General features: G+C 69.2%; 26 protein-coding genes. 7 read left to right on the top strand and 19 right to left on the bottom strand.

Annotated features, from left to right (window positions below):
* Positions 1 to 146: 146 nt before the first annotated feature.
* The gene (locus EHF44_RS03330) at positions 147 to 623 is read left to right on the top strand and encodes a bactofilin family protein (protein WP_124682433.1); all 477 of its coding nucleotides are present in this window, start codon (positions 147 to 149) and stop codon (positions 621 to 623) included.
* Between the two features lie 97 nt (positions 624 to 720).
* Positions 721 to 1,089, top strand: a complete 369-nt coding sequence (erpA, locus tag EHF44_RS03325; protein WP_092135946.1) for an iron-sulfur cluster insertion protein ErpA — start codon at positions 721 to 723, stop codon at positions 1,087 to 1,089.
* Positions 1,090 to 1,164: 75 nt separating this feature from the next.
* Here erpA and EHF44_RS03320 read toward each other — a convergent pair whose 3' ends face one another.
* Positions 1,165 to 2,298, bottom strand: a complete 1,134-nt coding sequence (locus tag EHF44_RS03320; RefSeq protein ID WP_124682432.1) for an anhydro-N-acetylmuramic acid kinase — start codon at positions 2,296 to 2,298, stop codon at positions 1,165 to 1,167.
* A gap of 3 nt (positions 2,299 to 2,301) precedes the next feature.
* Complete coding sequence (locus EHF44_RS03315; protein WP_124682431.1) at positions 2,302 to 3,696, bottom strand: M23 family metallopeptidase; 1,395 nt, start codon at positions 3,694 to 3,696, stop codon at positions 2,302 to 2,304.
* A gap of 216 nt (positions 3,697 to 3,912) precedes the next feature.
* On the opposite strand from EHF44_RS03315, the gene tyrS reads away from it, so the two are divergent.
* From tyrS to EHF44_RS03295, 4 genes are read left to right on the top strand one after another with little or no spacing between them, the layout of a single operon-like run.
* The gene (gene tyrS / locus EHF44_RS03310) at positions 3,913 to 5,154 is read left to right on the top strand and encodes a tyrosine--tRNA ligase (protein ID WP_124682430.1); all 1,242 of its coding nucleotides are present in this window, start codon (positions 3,913 to 3,915) and stop codon (positions 5,152 to 5,154) included.
* 7 nt (positions 5,155 to 5,161) lie between these two features.
* Positions 5,162 to 5,632 carry a D-aminoacyl-tRNA deacylase gene (gene dtd / locus EHF44_RS03305; protein ID WP_124682429.1) on the top strand — a complete coding sequence of 157 codons (471 nt, stop codon included), beginning with the start codon at positions 5,162 to 5,164 and terminating at the stop codon, positions 5,630 to 5,632.
* A 33-nt stretch (positions 5,633 to 5,665) separates the two neighbouring features.
* Positions 5,666 to 6,325: a YbhB/YbcL family Raf kinase inhibitor-like protein gene (locus EHF44_RS03300; RefSeq protein ID WP_124682428.1), complete on the top strand. Its 660-nt coding sequence runs from the start codon at positions 5,666 to 5,668 to the stop codon at positions 6,323 to 6,325.
* 45 nt (positions 6,326 to 6,370) lie between these two features.
* On the top strand, positions 6,371 to 7,045 hold the full coding sequence (locus tag EHF44_RS03295) for a histidine phosphatase family protein (protein ID WP_124682427.1): 675 nt from the start codon (positions 6,371 to 6,373) through the stop codon (positions 7,043 to 7,045).
* A 15-nt stretch (positions 7,046 to 7,060) separates the two neighbouring features.
* Here EHF44_RS03295 and EHF44_RS03290 read toward each other — a convergent pair whose 3' ends face one another.
* From EHF44_RS03290 to EHF44_RS03210, 17 genes are all read right to left on the bottom strand, one after another.
* Positions 7,061 to 7,795 carry a queuosine precursor transporter gene (locus EHF44_RS03290; protein WP_124682426.1) on the bottom strand — a complete coding sequence of 245 codons (735 nt, stop codon included), beginning with the start codon at positions 7,793 to 7,795 and terminating at the stop codon, positions 7,061 to 7,063.
* 141 nt (positions 7,796 to 7,936) lie between these two features.
* Positions 7,937 to 8,524, bottom strand: coding sequence for a BPSL1445 family SYLF domain-containing lipoprotein (locus tag EHF44_RS03285; protein ID WP_124682425.1), 588 nt, complete (start codon positions 8,522 to 8,524; stop codon positions 7,937 to 7,939).
* A 50-nt stretch (positions 8,525 to 8,574) separates the two neighbouring features.
* Positions 8,575 to 9,165, bottom strand: coding sequence for a hypothetical protein (locus EHF44_RS03280; RefSeq protein WP_124682424.1), 591 nt, complete (start codon positions 9,163 to 9,165; stop codon positions 8,575 to 8,577).
* Between the two features lie 138 nt (positions 9,166 to 9,303).
* Positions 9,304 to 10,371, bottom strand: a complete 1,068-nt coding sequence (gene ruvB / locus EHF44_RS03275) for a Holliday junction branch migration DNA helicase RuvB (RefSeq protein ID WP_124682423.1) — start codon at positions 10,369 to 10,371, stop codon at positions 9,304 to 9,306.
* 49 nt (positions 10,372 to 10,420) lie between these two features.
* Positions 10,421 to 10,999, bottom strand: coding sequence for a Holliday junction branch migration protein RuvA (ruvA, locus tag EHF44_RS03270; RefSeq protein ID WP_124682422.1), 579 nt, complete (start codon positions 10,997 to 10,999; stop codon positions 10,421 to 10,423).
* A 73-nt stretch (positions 11,000 to 11,072) separates the two neighbouring features.
* Positions 11,073 to 12,239 carry a glycerophosphodiester phosphodiesterase gene (locus tag EHF44_RS03265; RefSeq protein WP_124682421.1) on the bottom strand — a complete coding sequence of 389 codons (1,167 nt, stop codon included), beginning with the start codon at positions 12,237 to 12,239 and terminating at the stop codon, positions 11,073 to 11,075.
* A 108-nt stretch (positions 12,240 to 12,347) separates the two neighbouring features.
* Positions 12,348 to 12,893, bottom strand: a complete 546-nt coding sequence (ruvC, locus tag EHF44_RS03260; RefSeq protein WP_124682420.1) for a crossover junction endodeoxyribonuclease RuvC — start codon at positions 12,891 to 12,893, stop codon at positions 12,348 to 12,350.
* 18 nt (positions 12,894 to 12,911) lie between these two features.
* Positions 12,912 to 14,486, bottom strand: a complete 1,575-nt coding sequence (purH, locus tag EHF44_RS03255; RefSeq protein ID WP_124682419.1) for a bifunctional phosphoribosylaminoimidazolecarboxamide formyltransferase/IMP cyclohydrolase — start codon at positions 14,484 to 14,486, stop codon at positions 12,912 to 12,914.
* Positions 14,487 to 14,502: 16 nt separating this feature from the next.
* Positions 14,503 to 14,736 (bottom strand): Fis family transcriptional regulator, encoded by a 234-nt coding sequence (locus EHF44_RS03250; protein ID WP_061954782.1) that lies wholly within the window; start codon positions 14,734 to 14,736, stop codon positions 14,503 to 14,505.
* Positions 14,733 to 15,800: a tRNA dihydrouridine synthase DusB gene (gene dusB / locus EHF44_RS03245; protein WP_124682418.1), complete on the bottom strand. Its 1,068-nt coding sequence runs from the start codon at positions 15,798 to 15,800 to the stop codon at positions 14,733 to 14,735. The genes EHF44_RS03250 and dusB overlap by 4 nt, the downstream gene beginning before the upstream one ends.
* Positions 15,801 to 15,986: 186 nt before the next feature.
* On the bottom strand, positions 15,987 to 17,276 hold the full coding sequence (locus EHF44_RS03240; RefSeq protein ID WP_124682417.1) for a UbiH/UbiF/VisC/COQ6 family ubiquinone biosynthesis hydroxylase: 1,290 nt from the start codon (positions 17,274 to 17,276) through the stop codon (positions 15,987 to 15,989).
* Positions 17,254 to 17,727 carry a hypothetical protein gene (locus EHF44_RS03235; RefSeq protein WP_124682416.1) on the bottom strand — a complete coding sequence of 158 codons (474 nt, stop codon included), beginning with the start codon at positions 17,725 to 17,727 and terminating at the stop codon, positions 17,254 to 17,256. Before EHF44_RS03235 ends, EHF44_RS03240 begins: the two co-directional genes overlap by 23 nt.
* Positions 17,724 to 19,121: an aminopeptidase P N-terminal domain-containing protein gene (locus tag EHF44_RS03230; protein ID WP_124682415.1), complete on the bottom strand. Its 1,398-nt coding sequence runs from the start codon at positions 19,119 to 19,121 to the stop codon at positions 17,724 to 17,726. Before EHF44_RS03230 ends, EHF44_RS03235 begins: the two co-directional genes overlap by 4 nt.
* Positions 19,122 to 19,238: 117 nt before the next feature.
* Positions 19,239 to 19,949 carry an N-acetylmuramate alpha-1-phosphate uridylyltransferase MurU gene (gene murU / locus EHF44_RS03225; RefSeq protein WP_124682414.1) on the bottom strand — a complete coding sequence of 237 codons (711 nt, stop codon included), beginning with the start codon at positions 19,947 to 19,949 and terminating at the stop codon, positions 19,239 to 19,241.
* The gene (locus EHF44_RS03220) at positions 19,946 to 20,269 is read right to left on the bottom strand and encodes an AzlD domain-containing protein (protein WP_124682413.1); all 324 of its coding nucleotides are present in this window, start codon (positions 20,267 to 20,269) and stop codon (positions 19,946 to 19,948) included. The genes murU and EHF44_RS03220 overlap by 4 nt, the downstream gene beginning before the upstream one ends.
* A complete protein-coding gene (locus EHF44_RS03215) occupies positions 20,266 to 20,952 on the bottom strand; it encodes an AzlC family ABC transporter permease (protein WP_253700031.1) in 687 nt (228 codons plus the stop codon). Before EHF44_RS03215 ends, EHF44_RS03220 begins: the two co-directional genes overlap by 4 nt.
* Before the next feature lie 87 nt (positions 20,953 to 21,039).
* Positions 21,040 to 22,098, bottom strand: a complete 1,059-nt coding sequence (locus EHF44_RS03210; RefSeq protein ID WP_124682411.1) for an aminoglycoside phosphotransferase family protein — start codon at positions 22,096 to 22,098, stop codon at positions 21,040 to 21,042.
* Between the two features lie 180 nt (positions 22,099 to 22,278).
* On the opposite strand from EHF44_RS03210, the gene EHF44_RS03205 reads away from it, so the two are divergent.
* Positions 22,279 to 24,759: an LPS-assembly protein LptD gene (locus EHF44_RS03205; protein ID WP_124682410.1), complete on the top strand. Its 2,481-nt coding sequence runs from the start codon at positions 22,279 to 22,281 to the stop codon at positions 24,757 to 24,759.
* Positions 24,760 to 24,767: the final 8 nt, after the last annotated feature.

Here is a 24,767-nt window from a genome sequence, read left to right as displayed (position 1 = left end):
ATCAGCGTGGGGATCGCGTGGCGATACAATCACGGGCCTGCAGAACACAGGAATAGACGATCGCTGGCGACCATTTGGCGCGGTTGCCGCCAGGGGACGACATACCGGACGCTGCGGCCGGGTCTGCGACACGAGGGGGGTTGAACATGCTGTTTTCGAAGAAGAAGGGTTTGTCCATCGATACGCTGGTAGGCCAGGACGCCGCGATCGAGGGCGATGTGACCTTTTCCGGGGGCTTGCGGCTCGACGGCCGTGTTCGCGGCAACGTACTGGCGGCGGACGGCAAGCCCAGCATGCTCGTGATCAGCGAGAAGGGCGTGGTCGAGGGGGAAGTCCGCGTCGACCATCTGATCCTGAACGGCACCGTGACCGGGCCGGTGCATGCCGCCGAGCTGCTGGAGCTGCAGGCCAACGCGCGCGTCTATGGCGAGGTGCGCTATGCGGCACTGGAGATGCATCAAGGCGCCATCGTCGAAGGCCGCCTGGTGCCATTGGTCCAGGGCGAGATCAAGGCCTTGCCGAACCATATGCCGCCTGCCGAGGTCAACGAAGAACCCGCTGCCACGGCCGAGCCGGCCGACGATGGCGACAAGGCCCCGGCCGATGCCAAGGTGCCGGCCTGAGTGGCGAAAACGTCCAGAGCCCCTTGAAAACAAAGGGTTTCGGCACGATTTGTGAGTAGCGCTTAGAATACGGGCGTATCTAACCAGGAGAATCCCCATGAACGCAGTCGCAGAGGCACCCGTTACCGAGGACGTGCCGGCACCGTTCGTCTTTACCGACAGCGCGGCCGACAAGGTCAAGCAACTGATCGAGGAAGAGGGCAATGCCGAACTGAAGCTGCGCGTGTTCGTGCAGGGCGGCGGTTGCTCCGGCTTCCAGTATGGCTTCACGTTCGATGAAGACGTCAACGAAGACGACACCACGATGGTCAAGAACGGCGTCACCCTGCTGATCGACTCGATGAGCTACCAGTACCTGGTTGGCGCCGAGATCGACTACAAGGAAGACATCAACGGCGCCCAGTTCGTGATCAAGAACCCGAATGCCTCGACCACCTGCGGTTGCGGCTCGTCGTTCTCGGTCTGACGCCTGGCCCTACGGCCTTGCCAGAAAAAAGCGCACCACCCGGTGCGCTTTTTTTATTGCCGCGGGCCGATGGTTTCAGCGCGGGTAGACCGCCCCCAGCACACGCGGCCCGGCCGCGCCCGTGACGGTCGGCACGTTGCCCGGCGCGCGGCGCACGCATTGCCGCGCCAGCCAGGCAAAGGCCAGCGCCTCCACCTGAGAGACCGGCACGCCGAAGTCGTCGGTGGTCTGGACGGTCACGCCGGGCAGCAACTGCCCCAGCATCGCCATCACGTGCGCGTTGCGCGCGCCGCCGCCGCAGACGATCAGCCGGTGCGCGTTCGGGGCGTGCGACTGGACGTCGCGCGCGATGGCCGTAGCCGTCAGCGTGGCCAGCGTCGCCTGGACGTCGGCCGGATCGGGCGGCGTGGGCAGGCCATCGAGCACGTCCTGTAGCCAGCCCGGATGAAACAGGTCCCGCCCGGTGCTCTTGGGCGGCGGCGCGCGGAAGTAGGGCTCGGCCAGCAGCCGGGCCAACAACTCGGCATGCACCTGGCCGCTCGCGCCCCAGGCACCGCCATCGTCGAAGGCCACGCCGCGATGTCGATGGATCCACGCATCGAGCAGCGCATTGCCCGGGCCGCAGTCAAAGCCCGTCACCGGCCGGCCTGTGCTGGCCGCCGGCAGGATGCTGATATTGGAGATACCGCCGATATTGCAGATCACGCGCGTTTCGTCGCGGGCGCCGAACAGCGCGGCGTGCACGGCCGGCACCAGCGGCGCGCCCTGGCCGCCCGCGGCGATGTCGCGGCTGCGGAAATCCGCCACCACGTCGATATCGGTCAGCTCGGCCAGCAGCGCCGGATGCTGCGACTGCCGCGTGTAGCCGATGCCGTCGTACAGGCCGGGCCGGTGCCGGATCGTCTGCCCGTGCGCGCCGATGGCGGCCACCTCGGCCGGATCGCGGCCCGCCACCTTCAGCAGTTCGGCCACGCAGTCGGCATAGACGCGCGCCAGCGCGTTGGCGGCCACGGCCTCGCGGTGGATCTCATCCTCGCCAGGCTGCTGGAGCGCGCCGAACGCGGCGCGCAGGTTATCGGGAAAGGGGGTGTGGGCCGCCGCCAGCACCACCGGCTGCGGCCCCGAGAAGTCGACGAGCACGCCATCCGCCCCGTCCATGCTGGTGCCCGACATCAGGCCGACATAACACTCGCTGGACGAGACGGACATGGATCAGTTGCTGGCGGTCAGGACGTTGTAGGTGCGCAGCATGTTGATGCGGCTCAGCATGGCGCTCGTGTAGGAAAGGAATTCCGCGCGCGACTTGCCGGTCAGCGTCGGCGCTTCCATCAGCGTCGTGGTCAGCGGGTTCTGCGGCACGTCGTTGTAGCGGAATTCGTAGTGCAGGTGCGGCCCGGTCGCCCAGCCCGTCGAACCCACATAGCCAATCACCTGGCCCTGGTTCACGTGCTGGCCCTCGCGGATGCCTGCAAAGCCGGACAGGTGGGCGTAGTACGTGGAATAGCCGCCCGCGTGCTGCAGCACGATGATGTTGCCGTAGCCGTTCTGCTGGCCGACGAACTCCACGGTGGCATCGCCGGTGGCAAAGACCTTGGTGCCCTGCGGCGCGGCAAAGTCCACGCCCTTGTGCTGGGCCCACTGGTGGTGCAGCGGATGGTCGCGGCCGCCAAAGCCCGATGACATCCGCGAATACTCGACCGGCGACCGCAGGAACGGCCGTTTCATGCTGCGGCCATCGAACGTGTAGTACGCGCCGGGCTCGCCGTCCTCGGGCGAATACCAGAGCGCCTGGTACAGCGTGTTGCGGTTGATCAGCTCGATGGCCACCACGCGCCCGTTGCGCACGAATGCGCCGTCGCGGAAGCCGGCCTCGTAGACGATGCGGAAGCGGTCGCCGCGGGCGATGTCATGGTGGAAGTCGATCACGCCCGAGAAGATCGAGATCATCTGGCTGACCACCTCGTCGGGCACGTTAGCGGCGTCCATTGACTTGAAGAAGCCGGCGGCGTCGATCGCGCCCGACGCCATCTCGTAGTGCACGTCGTTGTCGACCGACGCGATGCGCGCCTTGTACGTGTAGTCGCCGCCGTCCTTCTTTGGCGCCACGCGCTCGATCACCAGTTCGCGCGACGCCGTGGCGTCGCCGCCCAGGTTGGCCTGCAGCGACACCAGCAGGTTGCTGTCGTCGATCTCGGCCTGCACGGTCTGGCCCGGGTTCAGGCTGAACAGCCCGCGGGCGGTGGGATTCTTGAGGATGAACGCCTGGGCGTCCGGGTCCTCGACGCCAAGCCGGCGCAGCAGCGTGGCGATGGTGTCGCCGCGCTGCATGCGCTCCTGGCGCACGTAGACGCTGCCGCCATCGGCTTCGGTCAACTGGGCAAGCTGCTCGCTGACGTCGGGCATGCGCAGGGGCTGCTGCACGCGCGGGGCGAGCGGATCGTCGAAGGCGTTGCGGGGGGCAACGCCCATCGCGGCCGCCATGCCGAGCGTGAAGACCGTGCCGACGGCAACGGTCAACTGCTTGCGGCGGCGCGCATGCTGGGGATTCGTAGGGTCGACAAGGACCACCAGCTCACGCGCGAAAACTTCGCGGAGACTAGACCACATCACGTAGAATTCAAGCTTTCGGTATTGCCAGGCCGCTGCCGCGACGATATGTCTCGTCTGCCTTCCTCCCCCGAGGTGCGGTGCGGGCGTTGTCTGTGTGCCGCCTGCTTGGCGGCCGGCCGACGGATCGGGTCCGTCAGGCACGAAGCGCGGATTATACCAGAACAATGCTGGCCGTCCGTCGCAATTTCTTTATAGATTTCAAAGACTTACGTCATGAGTGAAGTGTCCTCGGCCGCCGCGCCCCAATATCCACTTACGCCGTCGGTGATGCGCGCACTGGAGATCACCAAGCGCGGCTGCGACGAGCTTCTGGTCGAATCCGAGTGGCTCCAGAAGCTCGCGCGCAGCGAGGCCACCGGCGTGCCGCTGCGCATCAAGCTGGGCCTGGACCCGACCGCGCCCGACATCCACCTCGGCCACACGGTCGTGCTCAACAAGCTGCGCCAGTTGCAGGACCTGGGTCACCAGGTGATCTTCCTGATCGGCGATTTCACGTCGACGATCGGCGATCCGTCGGGCCGCAACAGCACGCGCCCGCCGCTGACCCGCGAGCAGATCGAGGCCAACGCCCAGACCTACTACCGGCAGGCCAGCCTGGTGCTGGACCCGGCCCGCACCGAGATCCGCTACAACAGCGAGTGGTGCGATCCGCTCGGCGCGCGCGGCATGATCCAGCTTGCCGCAAAGTACACCGTGGCCCGCATGATGGAGCGCGACGACTTCACCAAGCGGTTCCGGTCTGGGATTCCCATTTCGGTCCATGAGTTCCTTTATCCGCTCATGCAGGGCTACGATTCGGTCGCGCTGGAGTCCGACCTGGAGCTGGGCGGCACCGACCAGAAGTTCAACCTGCTGGTGGGGCGCGAGCTGCAGAAGGAATACGGCCAGGAGTCGCAGTGCATCCTGACCATGCCGCTGCTGGTGGGCCTGGACGGCGTCGAGAAGATGTCGAAGTCCAAGCACAACTACATCGGCGTGACCGAGGCCCCGAACGACATGTTCGGCAAGCTGATGAGCATCTCGGACGACCTGATGTGGCAGTACTTCACGCTGCTGTCGTTCCGGCCGATGAGCGAGATCGACCTGATGAAACAGGAGATCGCGATGGGCCGCAACCCGCGCGACTGCAAGGTGGCGCTGGCGCAGGAGATTGTGGCGCGCTTCCACAGCCAGGCCGATGCCGAGGCGGCGCTGGAGGCGTTCAACCACCGCGCCCGCGGCGGCATTCCCGACGACATCCCGGCGGTCAGCCTGGCCGGCGCGCCGCTGGGCATCGCGCAACTGCTCAAGCAGGCCAATCTGGTGCCGTCGACGTCGGAAGCCAACCGCAACATCGAGCAGGGCGGCGTGAAGATCGATGGCGAGACCGTCAGCGACAAGGCGGTGAAGATCGCCGCCGGCACCTACGTGGTCCAGGTGGGCAAGCGCCGCTTTGCGCGCGTGACGCTGGCCTGAGCCCGCGATGATCGCCCTGATCCAGCGCGTATCGCAGGCCCGCGTGACCGTCGGCGGCCGGACCACCGGCGAGATCGGCGCCGGCCTGCTGGCGCTGGTCTGCGCCGAGCGCGGCGACACCGAGGCCCAGGCCGAGCGGTTGCTGGCCAAGCTGCTGTCGTACCGCGTGTTTGCCGATGCCGAGGGCCGGATGAACCTGCCGGTGCAGAACATCGACGGCAACGGCACGGCGGGCGGGCTGCTCGTGGTGTCCCAGTTCACGCTCGCGGCCGATACCAACAGCGGCACGCGCCCCAGCTTTACCCCGGCGGCGTCGCCCGAGGACGGCCGCCGGCTCTATGATCACTTCGTGGCCCGCGCCCGCGCCGCGCATCCGACGGTCCAGACCGGAGAATTCGGCGCCATGATGCAGGTCAGCCTCACCAACGATGGTCCCGTCACGTTCTGGCTGCGCGTGCCGCCGGCCGGCACGGCCTGACGGGCGCCGCCTGACATATCGAAGGAGATTGCCATGAAACTGTGGAGCAACGCCTTTGCGGACAACGCGCCGATCCCCGGCGAGTTCGCGTTCTGCGTGCCGGATGCCGCGGCCCATGTCACGCTGTCGGCCAACCGCAACCCGGACCTGCACTGGGACGACGTGCCGGCCGGCACGCGGTCGTTCGTGCTGCTGGCGCACGATCCCGACGTCCCGAGCCGGGGCGACGACGTGAACCAGGAAGGCCGCGAGGTGCCGGCGTCGCTGCCGCGCGTGGACTTCTTCCATTGGGTGCTGATCGACATTCCGCCCGGCCTGAACACGATCTCGGCCGCGACGCACAGTGACGGCGTGATCGCGCGCGGCAAGCCCGGCCCCGAGGCGCTGGTGGGCACGGCCACCGCGGGCGGCCTGCGCCATGGCGTGAACGACTACACGGGCTGGTTTGCCGGCGACGAGGACATGAAGGGCCACTACTTCGGCTATGACGGCCCGTGCCCGCCGTGGAACGATGCCATCCCGCACCGCTACATCTTCACGGTGTACGCGCTGGATATCGACCGCGTACCCGTGGAAGGCCATTTCACCGGGGCCGATGTGCGCCGCGCGATCGAAGGCCACGTGCTGGCCGAAGCCAGCTACACCGGCACCTACACGCTCAACCCCCGGCTCCTGCAGCAGGCGGGCCAGTAGGCAAGCTGGCGCCCGAACCGAATCCGTCGCCCCCAAGGAACCGGCATGTTGCAAAGCTCCGGCCCGCAGTCGCTGGCCTACACCCACCTGATCGTGATCCGCCATGGCGAGACGGCCTGGAACCGCGAACGGCGGCTCCAGGGCCAGATCGACATCCCGCTCAACGACACGGGCCGGGCGCAGGCCCGCGCGCTGGCCGAGGCGCTGACTGGCGAGCCGATCGACGCGGTGTACACCAGCGACCTGGGCCGTGCCCGCGAAACGGCGACGCCGCTGGCCCAGGCGCTGGGTCTGACGGTGCGCGCCGAGCCGCGGCTGCGCGAGCGCTGCTATGGCGACCTGGAAGGCATGACCTATGCCGAGGTGGCGGAAAAGCGTCCCGAGGATTTCGCGCGCTGGCAGGCCCGCGTGCCCGACTACGCGCCGCCCGGCGGCGAGTCGCTGCGCGAATTCCACGAGCGGGCGGTGGAGGTGGCGCTGTCGCTGTCGCGCCGCCATCCGGGCGAGCGGATCGCGCTGGTGGCCCACGGCGGCGTGCTCGACTGCCTGTATCGCGAAGCCACCGGCATGACGCTGGAGGCGCCGCGCACGCATGAACTGCTCAACGCCAGCGTCAACCGGCTGCGCTGCGACAGCGCCAACCTGACGCTGCTGCAATGGGGCGATGTCAGCCACCTGGAAGCGCTGACGCTCGACGAGGTCGACCGCCGGGTTCCTTGAACTCCGGCCCGGCCCTCAGACGCGCAGCCGGAACGGCGTGAAGTTCGTGTCGCGGTCGTACCAGTCCTCGTTCTCGGCACGCTTCAGGAACGCCACCACCTTGTAGGTGACCGGGGTCATCACGACCTCCCAGCCGGTCTTCAGCACGTACTGTGCGATGGCTACCTGGATGACCTTTTCCAGCGGCCAGATCCCGTAGAACGCAATCACGTAGAACAGCGACGAATCGACCAGCTCCCCGGCCAGCGTCGAGCCGATCGTGCGCGTCCACAGCCAGCGCCCGCCAGTCCACAGCTTCATCTTGGCCAGCGTGTAGCTGTTGGCGAAACTGCCACAGCAGAACGCGATCAGCGATCCCAGCGCGATTCGCCAGGTGTTGCCGAACACGTCTTCCAGGCTCTTCTGGTAGTCGTGCATGAAAGGCGCCACCGGCATGCGCAGCACCACGAAGGCCATGAACGTGGCAAACGCCAGCGCCGCAAAGCCGGCCCACACCACGCGGCGGTCGCGGCCGTAGCCGTAGACCTCGGTCAGCACGTCGCCAAAGATGTACGAGACCGGGAAGAACAGCACCCCGGCGCCGAAGGTGACCGGGCCGATGACCGGCAGCGTCACCTGCGCCGCCTTGGCCGCGCCGATCAGGTTCGAGCACAGCAGCACCGTGACGAACGCCACCATCACGAGGTCGTAGTAGCGATAGACGCGCCCGGTGTGGCCGGAGGGGGCGGGGGCGGCAAGCGGGTCGGGCATGGGGAGATCCGGGGGCGGGGACAGGTTTCGGGCGATTATGCCAGCGGCGCGGCGGATGCGTCGCACGGACGAAAAAAAGCCCGGCCGGAGCCGGGCATCGTCCATCTGCCACCCCGGCGGCGGGGCGGCACCATCGAACCGCTACAGGTCCAGCTTGCTGATCTTGGCGCCGTTCAGCGACACATCGACCATCAGGCCGGCGTTGGTTTGCACGAAGGCGATCACCGGCTGCTGGGCCGTGACCGTGTCGACCATGCCGTTGGCGCCCACCTTGGCCAGCGCCACGCTGGCGTCGGCGCCCACGGTCCAGCCCTTGGACTGCACGAACTTGTTGTACGCGTCGGGCGTCATGAACATGATGATGACCGAGCGCGACTGGCCGCCGGCGGTCAGGCCGATCGACCCGGCAATGGTCCGGTAGTAGCCCTGCGTGGCGCCCTTGCTGCGCAGCGCGCCGTCGCCGTACTCGCCGCCCACCACCAGCCCGCCGGACAGCACGCGCGGGAAGATCAGGATGCCCTGCGCGCGGTTGCCCAGCTCCTGGGCGTTCTTCACCGACGCATAGAGCCGGTTCAGCGCGCCGTCCGCGCCGGCGTCGATTTCCTTGCGCTTGGCCGCCGCATCGGTGCCGGCGCCGGTGCCGGTGGTCGTGCAGCCGGCCGCAAAGGCGGCCGTGGCCACCAGCAGGCCCGACCCGGCCACGCGGGTCACGAACTGACGTCGATCCATTTGTCGTCTCCTGGAATAGGTGCTGCGTCAGAGGGAGGGGGGGAGGCGGCTCAGCCGGCGGCCGGCGCCTTGACCGTGATCGCCACCACTTCCTTGATTACGAACTTGGCCATCTGGCCCTTCTTGATCGATGCCAGGTCGATGTTCGGGTCCTGGACCTTGACGGTGCGCAGCGTCTCGCGCGGGCCGCGGAACGTGACCGTGCGGCGGGCCGTGTCGACGTTGGTGATCTGCGCGGTGATGGTCGTGGTGATCTCGCGCATCACGCCGGGCTTGCCGCCCTCGGGCGCGCGCGACACGCGCTCCACCTGTTCCATCAGCGCCGTGTCCTTGCTGCCGATCGGCTCCAGCGCGGCCACGATGGCGGCGCCGCGCGTCAGCGTGACGATGTCGCCCTTCCGGACGTTGCCGATGTTCTTGGCCTCGTCGCCGGCCACGATCTCCACCAGGTTGCCGCGCGGGCCCTGCACCAGCACCGCGTTGGTCGAGGCGTCGATGTCGACCACCTTGCCGCTGACCACGGCCTCCTCGGCCACGCCGATCGGCGCGGGCGTCGACGGCTTTTGCGCATGGGCGGCGCCGGCCCAGGCGAACATCAGGCAGGCGGCGGCGGAAAGGGCGGTTCTGGCTCGCAGTTTCATGGCAGTCCTTAAGGCGCGTAGGCGCGTTTTGTAAAAAGGATGCAGCCATTGTGGACAACCCGCCATAGGCGGGCAATCCACTTCGAAAAAATTTGCAGGCCCTGAGAAAACGTTTAATTGACGGCCCGCGATGGCGGGCTAGGGGGCGTCGAACATGTCGCCGCCGGCGTCCGACCGGGGCGTGGCCAGGCCGAAATGGCGATACGCGGCGGCCGTGGCCACGCGCCCGCGCGGGGTGCGCTGCAGGTAACCCTGCTGGATCAAATACGGCTCCAGCACGTCCTCGATCGTGTCGCGCGCCTCGCCAATGGCGGCCGCCAGGTTGTCCACGCCCACCGGGCCGCCGTCGAACTTGTGCAGCACGGCCTCCAGCAGCTTGCGGTCCATCAAGTCGAAGCCGACCGTGTCGACGTCCAGCATCGCCAGCGCCTTGTCGGCCAGATCGCGCGTGATGGTGCCGTCGCCCTTGACCTCGGCGTAGTCGCGCACGCGGCGCAGCAGCCGGTTGACAATCCGGGGCGTGCCGCGCGCCCGGCGGGCAATCTCCAGCGCGCCGGCCGGGTCGATGGCCGCGTTGAGCAGGTGCGCAGACCGCGCCACGATGCGCGCCAGTTCGTCGGGCGTGTAGAACTCCAGCCGCGCCACGATGCCGAACCGGTCGCGCAGCGGGTTGGTCAGCATGCCGGCGCGCGTGGTGGCCCCCACCAGCGTGAACGGCTGCAGGTCCAGCTTGACCGAGCGGGCCGCCGGGCCTTCGCCGATCATGATGTCGATCTGGTAGTCCTCCAGCGCCGGGTACAGGATTTCCTCGACCACGGGCGACAGCCGGTGGATCTCGTCGATGAACAGGACGTCGTTGGCTTCGAGGTTGGTCAGCAGCGCGGCCAGGTCGCCGGGCCGTTCCAGCACCGGGCCGGACGTCTGGCGCAGGTTCACGCCCATCTCGCGCGCGATGATGTGCGCCAGCGTGGTCTTGCCCAGGCCAGGCGGGCCGAACAGCAGCACGTGGTCCAGTGCCTCGCGGCGCTTGCGGGCCGCGTGCATGAAGATGTCGAGCTGGCCGCGCACCTTTTCCTGGCCCACGTACTCGTCCAGCAGCTTGGGCCGCAGCGCGCGTTCGAAGGCTTCCTCCTGGGTGGAGGCGGGCGTGGCGGCGATGACGCGCTCGGGCGGGCGGTCACCAGTCAGCTTGTCGGTTTCTATCATGGCGGGTCACAGGCGGGATGGCTCCATTCTACCCGCCATGGGCCGCGTCCTAGCCCTTCGACAGCGCCTTGAGCGCCAGCTTGATGCCCTCGGACACGCCGGTGCCGGCCGGCACCTGCTTGATGGCCAGCGTGGCTTCCTTCTCGGAGTAGCCCAGCGCCAGCAGCGCGTTCAGGATGTCGGCGCTGTCCGGCGCCGGTGTGGTGCCCGGCGCGTGGCCCAGCTCGGCGCCCAGCTTGCCCTTCAGCTCCAGCAGTAGCCGCTCGGCCGTTTTCTTGCCGATGCCGGGGATCTTGGTCAGCCGGCCCGCTTCCTGCATCGTCACGGCCTGCGCCAGTTCCGCCACGGACAGCCCGGACAGCACCGCCAGCGCCATCCGCGCGCCGATGCCGGTGATCTTGATCAGCTCGCGGAACGTGTTGCGCTCGGTGGCGGTGCCGAAGCCGAACAGCAGGTGGGCGTCCTCGCGGACGATCTGCTGCGTGAGCAGCGTCACGGGATGGCCCACGGCCGGCAGGTTGTAGAACGTGCTCATCGGCACAGCGATCTCGTAGCCCACGCCGTGGCAGTCCACGAGCAGGTGCGGAGGGTTCTTTTCGAGCAGGGTGCCGGCGATGCGTCCGATCATGATGGGTGCGAAGGATGAATTGCGCGCCAGTGTAGCGCGGCCGCGTGCAACGCAGGGCGCCGCAATGGCCCGGTCAGCGCCCGTCCACCGCGCGGCGGCCCAGCGCCGGGTCGTCGGTGAAGAAGCCATCCACGCCGGCCGCGATGAACGCCTGCACCTCGCGCACCATGCCGTCCGGGCTGCGCGTGGCGTCGCCGCCCGGCGCGCGCAGCGGCCGGGGCAGGAAGCTGTTTTCGGGGCGGAACGTGTACGGATGGACGGTCAGCCCGGCCGCGTGGGCGTTGGCCACCAGCGCCGTGGGCGCGCCCAGGCCGCCGGCATGGTCGCGCGGGATCACCAGGCTTTTCTCGGGGCCGATGCCGTTGGCGTAGGTGGCCACCTCGCGCAGGCCCAGCGGGGTCAGCATCGACGCATAGGTGCGGCTGTCGCCGGCCAGGCGCCAGTCGGCGGGGCGGCCCTGGGCGCTGCCCAGCAACTGCACGATCCGCACGTTGGGCATCGACGCGCCCAGCAGCCGCTTCATCGTGCGCAGCGGGCCTACCTCGAACGACTGCACGTAGACGGGCGCGGTGCGGGCGTAGCTGCTGTGCTGCAGCGCGGCGGCCAGCTTTTCCTCCAGCGGCAGGCCGATGCCGCGGAAGTAGCTCGGGTGCTTCAGTTCGGGATAGATGCCGACGCGGCTGCCGCGCCGGGCCGACGCCTGTTCGGCCAGCTTCAGGATCTCGTCGAGCGTGGGAATCTCGAACTGGTCGTTCAGCTTGGCGTTGTAGGGCCGCAGGTTCGGAATGCGCTCGCGGGCGCGCAGCGTCTTCAGCTCGGCCAGCGTGAAGTCCTCGGTGAACCAGCCGTCGATACGTTCGCCGTCGATGACCTTGATGCGGCGCCGGCCCGCAAACTCGGGCACCTCGGCTACGTTGGTGGTGCCGGTGATGTTGTTCTCGTGCCGCGCCACGAGTACGCCGTCGCGCGTGGCCACCAGGTCGGGCTCGATGATGTCGGCGCCGTCGTCGATGGCCTTCTGGTACGACGCCAGCGTGTGCTCGGGCCGCAGCGCGCTGGCGCCCCGGTGGCCGATGACCAGCGCGGGCGGGGCCGGCGGGCGGGCCGTCGCGGCCGGCGCCGGGGCCTGCGCGGCCGGCGGCGCCGGAGCCACCGGCGCGCGCGGCGGCGTGGCGCAGCCCGCGATCAGCGTGGCAGTGGCGGCGGCAAGGGAAAGACGGCGAGCAAGGGCGTGCGGCATCGGGGGCGTTCCTGGCGGGATCTCGAACGCAAATTCTAAGCGAGCCGGGCGGGGGAGGAGAGGGCGGCGGACGGGCGGTCCGCCGAAGCGCATTGGCCGATCAGCCGATCAGCCGATCAGGCGGCCACGCCGGACGCGCAGCCCCTTGCGGGCCAGGTCCGGCGCCATGCCGGCGAGCGTGCCGAGCGTGTCGCCGCCGTTGGCGTGGCAGATCGCCACGCCCAGCGCGTCGGCCGCGTCGGAACTGGGGCGGCCGGACAGCGACAGCAGCCGCATCACCATCTCCTGCACCTGTTCCTTGTTGGCCCGGCCGTAGCCGACCACGGCCACCTTGAGCTGCAGCGCGGTGTACTCGTGCACCGTCAGCCCCTGGCCCACCAGGCCGCAGATGGCGGCGCCGCGCGCCTGCCCCAGCATCAGCGTGGACTGCGGGTTGACGTTGACGAACACCTTCTCGATGGCCGCGCAGTCGGGCGCGTAGGTGCGCGCCACCTCGGCAATGCCGTCGTAGAGCGTCTTCAGCCGCTGCGGCAGGCTTTCGTCGCCATTGCTGCGGATGGTGCCCGACGCCACGTACGCCAGCTTGCTGCCGTGCTTTTCCAGCACGCCAAAGCCGGTGGTCCGCAGGCCGGGGTCGATGCCGAGGATGCGCATGAAGCGGCGGGCGCCGGCTTAATGCCGGAAGTGCCGCGTTCCCGTCAGCACCATGGCGATGCCGCGCTCGTCGGCCGCGGCAATCACCTCGTCGTCGCGCATCGAGCCGCCCGGCTGGATCACGACCGTGGCGCCGGCGTCCACCACCACGTCCAGGCCGTCACGGAACGGGAAGAACGCGTCCGACGCCACGGCCGAGCCGGCCAGCGACAGCCCGGCGTTCTGGGCCTTGATGCTGGCGATGCGGGCCGAATCCACGCGGCTCATCTGGCCGGCGCCCACGCCCAGCGTCATGCCGTTGCCGCAGAACACGATGGCGTTCGACTTGACGAACTTGGCCACGCGCCACGCGAACATCAGGTCGTCCATTTCCTTGGGCGTTGGGTGGCGGCGCGTCACCACGCGCAGCTCGGACGGCTGCACGTTGCGCGCGTCCGGGCCCTGCACCAGCAGGCCGCCGCCCACGCGCTTCAGGTCGAACTGGTTCACGCCGCCGCCCAGCGGAATCTCCAGCAGGCGCACGTTCTGCTTGGCCGCGAACACGTTGCGCGCGGCGGTGCTGAACGACGGGGCAATCAGCACTTCGACAAACTGCTTCGCCACGGCCTGGGCGGCCGCCTCGTCCAGCTCGACGTTGAACGCGATGATGCCGCCGAAGGCCGAGGTCGAGTCGGTCTTGAACGCCTTTTCGTACGCTTCCAGCGCGTTGGCGCCCACCGCCACGCCGCACGGGTTGGCGTGCTTGATGATCACGCAGGCCGCGCCGGCTGCCGCCTCGAACGACTTCACGCACTCCCAGGCCGCATCGGCGTCGGCGATGTTGTTGTACGACAGTTCCTTGCCCTGCAGCTGCACGTAGTTGGCCAGCGCGCCGTCCACGGCCTTCAGGTCGCGGTAGAACGCGGCCGACTGGTGCGGGTTCTCGCCGTAGCGCATTTCCTGCACCTTCTCGAAGGCCAGGTTCAGCGTCTGCGGGTAGCTGCTGCGGCCCTGGTGCGACTTGTCGCTGCCCAGGCTGGTCAGGTAGTTGGTGATTGCGCCGTCGTACTGGGCCGTGTGCGCGAAGACCTTGGTCGCCAGGCGGAAGTTCGTGTCGTAGCCCACGGCGTTGCCGTTGGCGCGCATTTCGTCCAGCACCACGGCGTAGTCGGCCGGATCGACGATCACGGTCACGTCGCGGTGGTTCTTGGCGGCCGAGCGCAGCATGGTGGGGCCGCCGATGTCGATGTTCTCGATGGCGTCGGGCAGCGTGCAGTCGTCCTTGGCCACGGTCTGCTGGAACGGGTACAGGTTGACCACCAGCAGGTCGATCGTCGGGATCTTGTGCTCGGCCAGCGCGGCCATGTGCTCGGGCAGGTCGCGGCGGGCCAGGATGCCGCCGTGCACCTTCGGGTGCAGCGTCTTGACGCGGCCGTCCAGCATTTCGGGAAAGCCGGTGTAGTCGGCCACTTCCGTGACCGGCAGCCCGGCGTCGGCCAGCAGTTTGGCGGTGCCGCCGGTGGAAAGCAGCGTCACGCCGAGCGCGTTCAGTTCGCGCGCGAAGTCGACGATGCCGGTCTTGTCGGAGACGGAAAGGAGTGCTTGCTTGATCATGGCTTGGGGGAACGCGTCAAAGTAATCCGTGTTGCTGCAGCTTCTTGCGAAGGGTGTTGCGGTTGATGCCCAGGTACGCGGCCGCCAGCGACTGGTTGCGCTCGGCGCGCACCATCACGGCTTCCAGCAGCGGCCGCTCCACGGCCTCCAGCACCATGTTGTACATGTTGGACGGCACTTCGCCGTCCAGGTCGCGAAAGTAGGTATCCAGGCTGTCCCGGATACATTGGTCGATGGCGTTGCGGCTCATGCGGCAAGCAGTTCCCGTTTCTTGTTGTTGTCGATGTTGTCTTGTGCGTCCGGCGCGGCGGCGTCGTCGACGTAGACCAGGCGGTCCGAGATGGCCGCCTGCTCGTCGAAGAACGCATTCACGGCCTCAAGCTGCGCGTCCGTGGTTTCCAGCGTGTTCATCCGGTGGCGGAACAGGTTCGCGCCCTTGAGCCCACGCGTGTACCAGGCGATGTGCTTGCGCGCGGTGCGCACGCCGGTGAACTCGCCGTAGAACGCGTAGTGGTCGGCCAGGTGGTGGTTCATGATCGCGCGGATCTCGGCCACCTCGGGCGACGGCAGCAGCTCGCCCGTCTTCAGGAAGTGCTCGATCTCGCGGAACAGCCACGGGCGCCCCTGGGCGGCGCGGCCGATCATGATGGCGTCGGCGCCGGTCACCTGCAGCACGTGGCGCGCCTTCTGCGGCGACGTGATGTCGCCGTTGGCCACCACGGGGATGCGCAGCGCCGCCTTGACCGCGGCAATGGTCTCGTACTCGGCCTCGCCGTGGTACAGGTCGGCGCGGGTGCGGCCGTGGATCGTCAGCATGCTGATGCCGGCGTCCTGGGCCATGCGCGCCACGCGCAGCGCGTTCTTGTGCTCGCGGTCCCAGCCGGTGCGGATCTTCAGCGTCACGGGCACGCGGTCGCCCACGGCGCCCACCACGGCCTCGACGATCCGCACCACGAGCGGTTCGTTCTGCAGCAGCGCCGACCCGGCCGCCACGTTGCAGACCTTCTTGGCCGGGCAGCCCATGTTGATGTCGATGATCTGCGCGCCACGGTCGACGTTGTAGCGCGCCGCCTCGGCCATCATCGACGGCTCGGCGCCGGCAATCTGCACCGAGATCGGCTCGACCTCGCCCGTGTGATTGGCACGCCGCATGGTCTTTTCGCTTTTCCACAGCTGGGCGTTCGACGCGACCATCTCGGACACTGCGTAGCCGGCGCCGAGCTGCTTGCAGAGCTGCCGGAACGGGCGGTCCGTCACCCCGGCCATCGGGGCGACAAAGAGGTTGTTGCGGAGCGTGTGGGGACCGATCTGCACGGTGGCGGCGCGTTGCGAAAGAAGCGAAAAAGGAAAGCCCGGCTGGTGCCGGCAATCCGGCAAACGGCGCCGGGGGGTCGTATGCGAGGCCGGGATTTTACCGCCAAACCGGTACGGTTGCCCAATAAATGAGCAAATATCATGGAGCGGGGGCGGCGGCACGCCCCGGCACCTTGATCCGGCCGGCTAGCGCCGGGCGCCGAACATCATCTGCCGCGCCAGCGCGTGCTTGAGCGGCGCCACGCAGGCCAGCGCGGCCAGCGACGCGCCGCGCGCATGGGCCGCCAGCGGCCCGCCCACGCCAAACACGCGTGGCAGCAGGTCGGTGATGCCGATCGTCATCGCGCGGTCCAGGCGGTGGCGGCCCGCAAAGGCGTGCAACGCCTGCGGCGTGCAGCCGGCGCGCAGGGAATCGGCCAGCGCGAAGGCGTCGCGCAGGCCCAGGTTCAGGCCCTGGCCGGCCACCGGATGTAGCGTCTGCGCCGCATTGCCGACGGCCACCACCCGGTGCTGCACCGTGACCGGTGCCGCGTTCAGGCCCAGCGGAAACGCGTGGCGCTTGCCCACCAGCGTGAAGCGGCCCATGCGCGTGCCGAAGGCGCGGCCCAGTTCATCGGCAAACAGGTCGTCCGGCAGTGCCAGCCGCCGCTGCGCCTGCTCCGGGGCGCAGCACCAGACCAGCGCGTAGCCGGTGACACCATGGTCCTCGTGCGGCAGCAGCGCCAGCGGCCCCTCGTCGGTGAACCGTTCCCAGGCCCAGCCCGGCAGCGGTTGCGTGCAGGTGACGTGGCCGATGATCGCCGTCTGGCCGTAGTCGCGGCGGCGCGCCGGATCGGTGCCGCGCGACAGGCGCTGCGCCTGCTGGTGGAACAGCCCGCCTTCGGCCTGCACGGCGATGCGGGCCGCAAAGGCCACGGGCAGGCCCTCATGGTCGGCGTGCGACACGCCGGTCAGCCGGACCACGGCGCCGGGCTGGCGTGCGCGCGCATCGTCGCCGCTGCCCTGGTCGAGATCGTCGATGCGGGTCTCGAACGCGCGTTCCAGCCGGCCGGGCGCCGCGTCGGCCGCCCGCGCCAGCGCGCGTTCCAGCGCCAGGCACAGGTCGCCGTACTTGACCACGTGGCCCAGCGCGGGCACGCCGTAGTCGTCGTGATGAAGCTTCACATGGCCAAAGCGGCCGCGCTGCGACACGTGGATGTGCTCGATCGGCTGCGCCGGCACGGGCCACGCGCCAATCTGCTCCAGCAACTGGCGGCTGCCGTGCGACAGCGCGATGGCGCGCGGGTCGCGCGCGGCGCGGGCCGGCGTGGCGGCATCGATCAGCACGATGCGCCATGGCGTGGTGCGCAGCAACTGGCAGGCCAGCGCCAGCCCCACCGGGCCGCCGCCGACGATGGCCACGTCGTGCGGCTCGCCGTGGCCGGTGCCAGGGGTGCCCAGGGTACCGAGGGTGTCAGCGTTGGCCGGCTGTGTCATGGTCGGGCTCCTCGTGCGCCGGGGCGGCGTTGGCCGCCGGGGCTTCGCCGCGCTTCCAGAGGTTTGCATCGGTGCGGGCCTTGCCCGCGGCCGCGTCGCGCATCGCGTTGTCGAGCTTCTGCTGGTGGAAGCCCGGCAGCGCCTGCAGGCGCCGCAGCAGCGCGTCGTGGTTGGCGGCGGTCATCGGCACCACGCAGCCCTGCTGGCTCTGCGCGTCGCCGGCCAGGATCAGCCACGGCGTGCCGGTCCACGGTGCGCGGTCGGACACCCGCACCACCACGCGCTCCAGCGCGTCCCACGCCAGTTCTTCGCGCTGGCCGTCCGGGCGATGCACGACCAGGCGGTCGTCATGGAGATTCACCACGAACGGCTGGTTCGGATCCACGGGATGCACCGTGCTCCGGTGCTTCGGTACGCCCACGCCAAACAGCTTGCTCAACAACGCCTTCATCGCGCCGCTCCTCCGTTGCCGCGCATCAGTGCCTCGATCTCGTCGGCCTTCACAGGCACGCCGCGCGTGATCAGTTCGCATTCGCCCGCGCGCACCACGGCGTCATCCTCGATGCGGATGCCGATATGCCAGTAGCGCTCGGGCACGTCCTCGGCCGGCCGCACGTAGATGCCCGGCTCGATCGTCAGCACCATGCCGGGTTCCAGCGGCCGCCACGGGCGCTCGCCCTCGTGGCCGGCCGGCAGCGGGCCGGGCACGCGGTATTCGCCCACGTCGTGCACGTCCATGCCAAGCCAGTGGCCGGTGCGGTGCATGTAGAAGCGGCGGTAGCTGCCGCTGGCCAGCACGTCGTCGAGCGTGCCTTCCTTGTTGCGGTCCAGCAGGCCCGTGTCGAGCATGCCCTGCGCCAGCACCTTCACCGCGGCGTCGTGCGGCACGTTGTACGGCACGCCGGCGCGGGTCTCGGCGATGGCGGCTTCCTGCGCGGCCAGCACCAGGTCGTACAGCTCGCGCTGGGCCGGCGAGAAGCGGCCCGAGACCGGGAACGTGCGCGTGATGTCAGATGCATAGCCGTCCAGCTCGCAGCCGGCGTCGATCAGGCACAGGTCGCCGTCGCGCAGTTCGCCGGGGCCGGCGCGGTAGTGCAGCACGCAGGCATTGGCGCCGCCGGCCACGATCGAGTTGTAGGCCACGCTCTGGGCGCCATGGCGGCGGAATTCGTACAGCAGCTCGGCTTCCAGGTGGTACTCGCGCAGCCCGGCGCGCGACGCGCGCATGGCGCGCACGTGGGCCTGCGCCGAGATCTCGGCCGCGCGGCGCATCGTCGCCAGCTCGCCGGCATCCTTGAACAGCCGCATTTCGTCGAGCAGCGTGCGCACGTCCATGGCCACCGACGGCGACGAGACCCCGGCGCGGCCCTGCATGCGCACGCCATCGATCCAGCGGCGCACGTCGGCGTCGATGGTGGCGGTGGCGGCCAGCGGGTAGGCCAGCTGGGCGCGGTTGGCCAGCAGCGGGGGCAGCAGCTTGTCGATGTCCTCGACCGAATGGGCCTCGTCGAAGCCGAACGTCGCGCGGGCGCCTTCGGGGCCGAAGCGGAAGCCGTCCCAGATCTCGCGTTCCTCGTGCCTGGGGCGGCAGAACAGGATGCTGCGGTCGCCGTCTTCGCCCGGCGCGCCGGCCACGAGCACCAGCACGGCCTCGGGTTCGGTGAAGCCGGTCAGGTAATAGAAATAGCTGTCGTGCCGGTATGGGTAGTCGCTATCGCGGTTGCGCATGGCTTCCGGCGCGGTGGGCACGATCGCCACGCCACCGCCGGTGGCGCGCAACTGTTGCAGCACGCGGGCACGGCGGTCGCGGCACGCGCCAAGGAGAGCGGAATCGGGTGCGGACATGAGGCAGGCCGGTGAGGGGAATGTGCCGATTCTAAACCCGCCGGCCGGCGGTGCGGGCACGCCATGCGCCGCAACGGGCGCCCAGTAGGCCGCTTGGCGGGGCGGCGGGCGCGGGCGTCAGGCCCGCAGGGCGCGGTCCAGCGCGTCCAGCTGGGCCGGCGTGCCGACGTTTTCCCAGCGGCCGTCGAAGCGCTCGCCGGTGGCGGTGCCGGCCCCGATCGCAGCGCGGTAGTACGGCGACATGGCCACCTTCTGCCCCGGCGCGATGTCGCGGAACAGCCGCGTGTCGTAGAGGCCGATGTTGCCGAACGTCAGCGCCTGGCCCGGCTGGCTGGCGTCGGGCAGGTGCAGCCGGCCGTCGTCGCCGAGCACGAAGTCGCCGCGCGGATGGAAGTCGGGATTCGGCACCATCACGAGGTGCATCTGCGGCCGCGCCGCGCCGGCCATCCTGCGCGCGCGCGGCAGCAGCGACGCGTAATCGAAATCGCAGAAGATGTCGCCGGATACGGCCAGGAAGACGTCGTCGCCCGCGCCGGCGGTCAGCAGCGGCAGCGCCTGCGCGATGCCGCCCGCCGTCTCCAGCGCCGTGCCTTCCGCCGACCAGTGCAGGCGCACGCCAAACTGGCGGCCGTCGCCCAGCGCCGCTTCGAGCCGGTCGCCCAGCCAGGCATGGTTGATGACGATATCGGACAGCCCGGCGCGGGCCAGCGCCTCGATCTGCCAGACGATCAGCGGCTTGCCGCCCACGGCCAGCAGCGGCTTGGGCGTGGTGTCGGTCAGCGGGCGCATGCGGTCGCCGCGCCCGGCGGCAAATATCATCGCTTTCAAAGCAGGCACTCCAGGGCGATCAGCGTGGCCATGCCGCCGGCAATGGTCCAGCCGACGCTGCGCGTGCGCGCGGCGATCACGATGGCGACCAGGCCGGCCACCAGCCGCGCGTTGTAGGGGCTCAGGTACACCGCGCCGTCGCGCATCAGCAGGTCCGGCGCGATCAGCGCGGACAGCATCGCGGCCGGCACGAACTGCAACGCCGTGCGGAACCACGGCGGCAGGTGCACGCGGCCTTCGACGGCGATGAACGACAGGCGGATCAGGTAGGTGGCCAGGCCCGCGCCCAGGAACACCCAGAGCAAGGTCAGCGAACTCATGCCGCGTGCTCCTTGCCGTCGGCGCGGGGCGCGCGCTGGCCGCCACGGGGGTGCCCCCGCAGCAGCAGCATGCCCGCCGCGATGCCGCCCAGCGCCGCCACCATGATCCCGAGCTTGTGCGGCATGGCGTAGCACACCACGGCCAGCGCCGTGGCCACCAGCGCGGCGGCCACGTGGGCGCGATGCTTGAGGTTGGGCACGATGATCGCGATGAACGTCAGCGGCAGGAAGAAGTCGAGCGGCCAGTCGCGCGGCACCTGGGCGCCCACCAGCACGCCGGCCAGCGTCGACACCTGCCAGCTCGTCCAGAGCGAGACGCCGGCGCCGAAGTAGAACCAGTGGCGATAGCGCGCGCGGGGGCCGGTATCGCCCAGCCGGCGCGTCATGGCGGCGAAGGCCTCGTCGGTCAGCAGGTAGGCCACCAGCGCCTTCCAGCGGCGCGGCAGCGGCGCCAGCGACGGCGCGATCGTGGCCGAATAGAGCGCGTGCCGCAGGTTGACCATCGCCACGGTGAACGCGATGACCAGCGCCGGCGTGCCGGCCGACCAGAGCTGGGTCAGGATCATCTGCGACGCGCCGCCGAAAACGATGGCGCTCATCGCGCAGGCCAGCCAGGCCGGCATGCCGGCGTTGACCGCCAGCACGCCATAGATCAGGCCGAACGGCACCACGCCGAGCAGCATCGGCGCCAGCGCGCGCACGCCGGCCCACCACTCGCCACGGCGGGTGATGGCGGGGTCTGCGGCGGCGTCAGGGGGCGTCGGCACGGTTCAGAACGTCAGGCCGGTGGGGCGCTCGGTGCCTTCCAGCGCGTCCAGCAGCCGCACCAGCTTGCGCATTTCGGAGTAACGGCCGGCCACGCTGCGCGTGTACTTGAGCACCAGCGGCAGGTTGGCCAGGTAGCCGTCCTTGCCGTCGCGGTGGTACAGCCGCGCGAAGATGCCAAGCACCTTCAGGTGGCGTTGCAGGCCCATCCACTCGAAATCGAGGTAGAAATCGCCAAAATCGGCCGCCACGGGCAGGCCGGCCTTGCGGGCGCGTTCCCAGTAGCGGATCAGCCAGTCGAGCTGCTGCTCTTCTTCCCACTCGATATAGGCGTCGCGCCACAGCGACACGGCGTCGTAGGTGATCGGCCCGATCACGGCGTCCTGGAAGTCCAGGATGCCGGGGTTGGCACCCACGCTGGCGCCTTCGGGCAGGACCATCAGGTTGCGCGAGTGATAGTCGCGGTGAACGTAGACCTGGGGCTGGGCCAGGTTGTTGGCCAGGATGGTGTCGAAGACTTCGCGCAGGTCGGCCTGCTGGCGGTCGTCCAGCGTGGCGCCGAGATGGCGGGCCACGTACCACTGCGGGAAAAGGTCCAGCTCGCGCTGCAGCAACGCGCGGTCGTAGGCCGGCAGCTCGCCGGGGCGCGTGGCGAGCTGGATGCGGACCAGCGCGGCGGCGGCGTCCTCGTACAGCGGGCGGGCGGAGGCCTCGTCCAGGCGCGACAGGTAGGTCTGGCTGCCCAGGTCGGCCAGCAGCAGGAACCCCTGGTCGAGGTCCTGCGCCAGCACGGTGGGCACCGTCACGCCGGCATCGCCGAACAGCCGGGCCACGTGGATGAACGGGCGGCAGTCCTCGTGCGCGGGCGGGGCGTCCATCACGATGGCGGTCGGATGGGCCGGATGGCCGGTGCGCACGCGGAAGTAGCGGCGGAAGCTGGCGTCGGCCGAAGCCGGCGCGCAGGAAGACGGGTCGATCGACCACGCCGCGCCGAGCCCGGCTACCCACGATTTCAGTTGTTCGATACGCGGGTCGTGGCCCGGGTCGTCATTGAGTGCTGCCATGCCGGAAAGGGAGAATACGATGCCCCGTATAATACCCGACCAGACCCGGGCGCCGGGTGGCCCCCGGGAGGGGCCTTTGTCGCCCCGCAGCCCGCTCTGGCATTGGGCTGGGGGCCGTTGGGAGCCGCCATGCGGCGTCCCGCGCCGCGCCCGCCGCCGAGCCGACCGACAACCGTTTGCATGACCGAACAACAACGACGATCGCCGCATACAACGGCCACCCGACCGCCTGCGCGCCAGGGCCAGCCCCGGCGCGCCCTTGCGCATGCCTCGGCCTTGCGGCCGCTCGTGCTGGCCATGGCCGGCCTCTCGGTCAACGCGCACGCCCAGTACGGCGGCGCGTCGGCGATTCCCAACATCGAGATGGTGGAGCCCGTCGTCACCGAGGTGGTCGAGCCTCCGCCCCCGCCGCCCGAGGCGGGCGAACTGGTACCAAGCCTGACCGAGCCGCCGCGCCGGCCAGGTACCGCCAGCAGCAACACGCTGGGCGTGGCGCCCGCGTCGACGCCGTCGAACCCGAATGCGCCGGCCTACGTGTCGGGCGACCGCATGACGGGCTACAACGAGAAGGGCGTCGAACTGGAAGGCAACGCCGAACTGCGCCGCGACGGCGGCGTGGTCAAGGGCGACAAGCTGACCTATGACCAGGACACCGACGAGGCCCATGCCACGGGCAATGTGCGGATGTCCAAGAGCGGCACGCTGGCGGTGGGCCCCGAGGCCAAGCTGCGCGTGCAGGCCAACGAAGGCTACATGCTGTCGCCGGACTACTATTTCCAGCAGACCGGCGGCTCGGGCAGCGCGGAGCGGATGGATTTCATCGATCCCGACCGCAGCACGCTCAAGAAGGCCACCTACACGACCTGCTCGCCCGACAACGCGGACTGGTACTTCAGCGCCCGCAAGCTCGACCTGGACAGCGACCGCGAAGTGGGCGTCGCCTATGGCGGCGTGCTGCACTTCTTCGGCGTGCCCGTGGCCGGCGCGCCGGCGTTCTCGTTCCCGCTGAACAGCGAGCGCCGCAGCGGCGTGCTGCCGCCGCTGTTTGGCTACAGTTCCAAGTCCGGCGCCGATATCACGGTGCCGTACTACTTCAACCTGGCACCGAACCGCGACCTGACGCTGTTCCCGCGCATCCTGTCGTCGCGCGGCCTGCAGCTCGGCGGCGACTACCGGTACCTGGGCGACGGCTACAGCGGCCGCATCCGGGCGGAAATCCTGCCCGACGACAAGAAGGCCGACCGCGACCGCTGGGCCTACTCGATCCAGCACACGCAGCGGATCATCCCCGGCATGACGGCGTTTGCCAACGTCAGCAAGGTGTCGGACGACCAGTATCCGGACGACCTGACGCGCAGCGTCTCGCAGTCCACGCTGCGCCAGTACACGCAGCAGGGCGGGGTGACCTACAACTGGGGCGACTTCACGTTCCTGGCGCAGGTCCTGAAATTCCAGACGCTGCGGCCCAGCGAGCCCTCGTACGAGCGCGAGCCGCAGCTCAATGCGAAGTACACGAAGTACGACGTAGGCGGCTTCGACATCGCCATCGACACCGACTACACGCGCTTCAAGATCCCGCTGACGTCCACGGGGTTCCAGCAGCCGGAAGGCAACCGCGCGTACTTCCAGCCGACCATCAGCTACCCGATCATCCGGCCGGGCTGGTATGTGACGCCGAAGGTCATCTTCAACGCGGCCCAGTACAACATGGACGCCGGCACGAACACGGCCGGGGCGCCCAACACGCTGAGCCGCACGATCCCGACGGTCAGCCTGGACTCGGGCATGACCTTCGAGCGCGAGGCGCCCGGCATCAGCCGGCTGTTCGGCGTGAACTACACGCAGACGCTGGAGCCGCGCCTGTTCTACGTCTACACGCCGTTCCGCGACCAGAGCCAGTTCCCGCTGTTCGATACGGCGCAGTCCGACTTCAGCTACGGCCAGATCTTCACGGAAAACCCGTTCAGCGGCGCGGACCGGATTGCCGACAACAACAAGCTGACCGCGGGCCTGACCACGCGCCTGATCGAGTCCGAGACCGGCGTGGAGCGCTTCCGCGGCACGATCGCGCAGCGCGTGGACTTCACCGGCCAGCGCGTGCAGATCAGCGGCACGCTGAACGACACCAAGCCGTCGTATTCCGATCTGCTGGCGGCCACGACGATCCAGCTTTTCCGCGGCTACTACCTGGACGCGGGCATCCAGTGGAATCCCGACGAAAACCGCGTCAACTACTCGAACGTGGCGTTCCAGTGGCGGCCGGACTCGCGCAAGCTGCTCAACATGGGCTATCGCTACCGCCGTCCGACGTCGGTCACCGACAACACGGCCATCGACCAGTTCGAGGTCTCGGGCCAGTGGCCGATCACGCAGCGCGTCTACGGTATCGGCCGCGTGGCGTACGACCAGTCGGCCAGCCAGCTTGTGGACGCGCTGGCCGGCTTCGAATACGCGGCGGACTGCTGGGTGGGCCGCTTCGTCTACCAGCGCTTCCGCAACACGACCAACGGCTATACCGGACGGGTGTTCCTGCAGGTGGAATTCCGCGGCCTGTCGAAGGTTGGCTCGAATCCGCTGGACATGCTGCGCCTGAACGTGCCGGGCTACGAGCCCGTGACCGCGCGGCCGGTGCCCACGTCCCCGTACGATCACTATGAATGACGGACCAA

It is taken from the genome of Cupriavidus pauculus (assembly GCF_003854935.1).
GTDB classification, from domain to species: Bacteria; Pseudomonadota; Gammaproteobacteria; order Burkholderiales; family Burkholderiaceae; genus Cupriavidus; species Cupriavidus pauculus_C.
This window is presented reverse-complemented; position numbering and strand designations above follow the sequence as displayed.